The 3,293-nt window shown below is 67.3% G+C and carries 2 protein-coding genes; one reads left to right on the top strand and one right to left on the bottom strand.

Annotated features, from left to right (window positions below; all coding sequences use genetic code 11):
• Positions 1-1,017 (bottom strand): hypothetical protein (locus GXY15_14485; GenBank protein ID NLV42416.1); only part of this gene is annotated, 1,017 nt, incomplete at its 3' end.
• Between the two features lie 402 nt (positions 1,018-1,419).
• On the opposite strand from GXY15_14485, the gene GXY15_14480 reads away from it, so the two are divergent.
• Entirely contained in the window at positions 1,420-2,757 is a 1,338-nt protein-coding gene (locus GXY15_14480) for a Gfo/Idh/MocA family oxidoreductase (GenBank protein NLV42415.1), read from the top strand.
• Positions 2,758-3,293: the final 536 nt, after the last annotated feature.

Below are 3,293 nucleotides of genomic sequence, written 5' to 3'. Positions count from 1 at the left end.
CGCCTCGATCTCGGCCAGCGACAGCCCGCCGTTCCCGTCGGTGTCGAGCAGGGAGACCGCGACCGCCGCAATGTTCGCGATGGATAAGTCAATGGGGCAGGGGGGGGTGGGCTCGCCTTCGCCCTCGACCGGGTCCTCACCCTCGCCCTCGCCGGGGTCCGTGCCGCCCGTGAGCAGGTCAATGTCCTCGCAGTCCACAAAGCCGTTGCCGTTGAGGTCGGCCAGGGCAAACTGCGCCTCCGTCACATACTGCGAAACTTCGGCGTAGGCGACCAGGCCGTCGCCGTTCAGGTCCACCTCGTCCAGGAAATCATCCAGCGGCAGGAAGGCGGTCAGCGCGGCCAGCTCCGCGGCGTCCAGCAGGCCGTTACGGTTGCTGTCCAGCAGGGTGAAATACACCGTCTCCAGTTCGGGGTAGACCGCCTGAACTTCCCCAACGGACAGCGAGCCGTCGCCGCTCGTGTCCACCAGGATCAGCACCAGCTCCACCAGCGTGTCCGCTGTCACTTCGCCGATGGGGCAGGGGGGATCGCCGGGGTCCTCGCCCTCACCCTCGGCGGGCTCGCCCTCAACGGGGCCGCCGCCGATGTCCAAACAGTCCACCACGCCGTCGCCGTTGATGTCCACCAGCGCGAACTGTTCCGGCGTGACATAGGTTGCCACCTCGGAATACTCAATCGCGCCGTTCAGGTTGCTGTCCACGAGACTGAGCAGATTCATTCCCGGCAGCAGGCTGAGCCAGGGCACCAGCTCCGCCGCCGTGATCTTGCCGTCACGGTTTCCGTCGGCGAAGGTAAAGTAGGTGGACGTCATGCCGGGATACAGCGCCTGAATCTCCGCCAGACTCAGGCCGCCGTCGCCGTTGGTGTCCACGATGGAGATGACAATCTCCAGCTGCTGCTGCGGGTCGCTGGGCAGCGGGCAGACCGCCCCGGCATGTCCCGCGGCGCCTCCCAGCAGCAGCGCGAGAACCGTGAAAAAGCCGCCAAAGGCCGCGTGTGTCCGGTGAAGCATCATGGACAGCCTCCAATACCAGTTGTGGCACGGTCCCCAAGGGGGAAGAGGATTCAGCGTCTCACCGCTCCCGGCATTCAGCCCGCCGTTTGCGGTCAACCCGCCGCCGAAACCAACCATCCCTGCCTCAGATACTCGTTCCCATCCATGAGCCTAGCATGAACGCCCCTCCCTGTCAAGGTTAATCGCGCGCGCGGGGCGGCTCGCGCACCGGCTGCCGGACCCGCCGGGCGCCCCGCAGCCGGGGCGCGCCGCGAAACCCGGGGTTCGCGCCGCGTGTCTTAGGGGGGATTCGTTCCGGCGAAGCGGCCTTTCTTCTTCCGTCGGCGGACTTGCCCCGCAGGGGGCGCTGTGCTAGACTGGCCGTTCCGTCAGGCTCTCCGGCGACGCGCCGCCGCCGGGGACATGCCAAAGCAACAGAAAGGGATTGACGTAATGAGCAAGGAAGTGAGTCGCAGGAATTTCGTGCGCGGGGCCGCCATGGGCGCCGCCGCGGGGGTGATGATGGTCGGCACGTCGAAGACGTCGTGGGCCGGTGCAAACGACCGGGTCCGCGTGGGCATCGTCGGCCTGCGCGGCCGGGGCCGCGACCACCTCAAGGGCCTCCTCCGCCAGGAAAACGTCGAGGTGGCGGCCGTCTGCGACGTGGACGAGAAGCAGTTCGGCAGCTACGTGAAGCAGCTGGAGAAGCTGGGCGGCAAGCCGAAGACCTACAAGGACATGCGCGAGCTCTACCAGAACCCGGACATTGACGCGGTGACCGTCGCCACGCCGAACCACTGGCACTCCCTCGCGGCCATCTGGGCGCTCCAGGCGGGCAAGCACGTCTACGTCGAGAAGCCCTGCTCCCACAACGTGTTCGAGGGCGCCAAGCTGGTCGAGGCCGCCCAGAAGTACGGCAAGGTCGTGCAGCACGGCTCCCAGATCCGCAGCAACCCCTCCATGCAGGAGGCCATCCGCCTGCTGAACGAGGGCGTCATCGGCGAGGTGTACATGGCCCGCGGGCTGTGCTACCGCTGGCGCGACGACATCGGCAAGAAGCCGGACGGCCAGGCCCCCGAGGGCGTGGACTACAACATGTGGCTCGGCCCCGCGCCCGAGCGCCCCTTCAACCCGAACCGCTTCCACTACAACTGGCACTACATGTGGGACTACGGCAACGGCGACATCGGCAACCAGGGCGTGCACCAGATGGACGTGGCCCGCTGGGGCCTGGGCGTCGAGCTGCCCACGAAGGTCTCCGGCATGGGCCGCAAGCTCATCTTCGACGACGACAAGGAAGTCCCGAACGTCATCACCACGGCGTACGACTACCCCAACGCGGGCAAGATGGGCAAGATGCTCGTTTTCGACGTGCGCCCCTGGTGCACCAACGACGAGAAGGGCGCCAAGGTCGGCGTCATCTTCTACGGCGACAAGGGCTACATGGTCATTGACTCCTACGAGCACTACAAGGTCTACCTCGGCGAGAAGGGCGAGCCCGGCCCGGAGAACAGCCAGGAAGGCGACCACTACGGCAACTTCATTGACTGCATCCGCGCCAACGACCCCTCCAAGGTCAACGCGCCCATCCGCGAGGGGCATCTCTCCTCCGCCCTGTGCCACCTCGGCCTGATCTCCGTCAAGCTCAACCGCGACCTCACCTACGACGAGGCCAAGAACGAGTTCACCGGCGACCCCGAGGCCACCGCCCTGCTCACCCGCAAGTACCGCGACCCCTTCGTGGTCCCCGAAAACGTCTGATTCCCCCGACGATTCCGGCGGCCCCCGCCTCTCCAGGCGGGGGCCGCCTTCTTTTTGGGGTCCCTTTCCCTCGGGCGGGGGCCGTTCCGTACCGCCGCCGTCCCGGCGGCCTTGTCTTCGGGTTTCGCGCCGGCCCGGTGTTTGAAAGGAAGACAAGGCCAGCGGGACGCTGGCGGTACGGGGGGCAGAAGACAGGGCCAGCGAGACGCTGGCGGTACGGGGGCGGGCATGCGGGGCTGTTCTGTACCGCCGCCGTCTCGGCGGCCTTGTCTTCGGGTTTCGCGCCGGCTCGGTGTTTGAAAGGAAGACAGGGCCAGCGAGACGCTGGCGGTACGGGAGCAGAAGACAGGGCCAGCGGGACGCTGGCGGTACGGGGGCGGGCATGCGGGGCTGTTCTGTACCGCCGCCGTCTCGGCGGCCTTGTCTTTGGGTTTCGCGCCGGCCCGGTGTTTGAAAGGAAGACAAGGCCAGCGGGACGCTGGCGGTACGGGGGGCAGAAGACAGGGCCAGCGAGACGCTGGCGGTACGGGGGCGGG

Source organism: Candidatus Hydrogenedentota bacterium (assembly GCA_012730045.1).
Taxonomy (GTDB): domain Bacteria; phylum Hydrogenedentota; class Hydrogenedentia; order Hydrogenedentales; family CAITNO01; genus JAAYBR01.
The sequence above is the reverse complement of the archived record's forward strand: the minus strand, read 5'-3'. Positions and strand labels throughout refer to the sequence as shown.

Bases quoted from the DNA above. Each gene is read 5' to 3' on its own strand.
- GXY15_14480 (NLV42415.1), top strand. From the start codon at position 1,420: ATGCCAAAGCAACAGAAAGGGATTGACGTAATGAGCAAGGAAGTGAGT.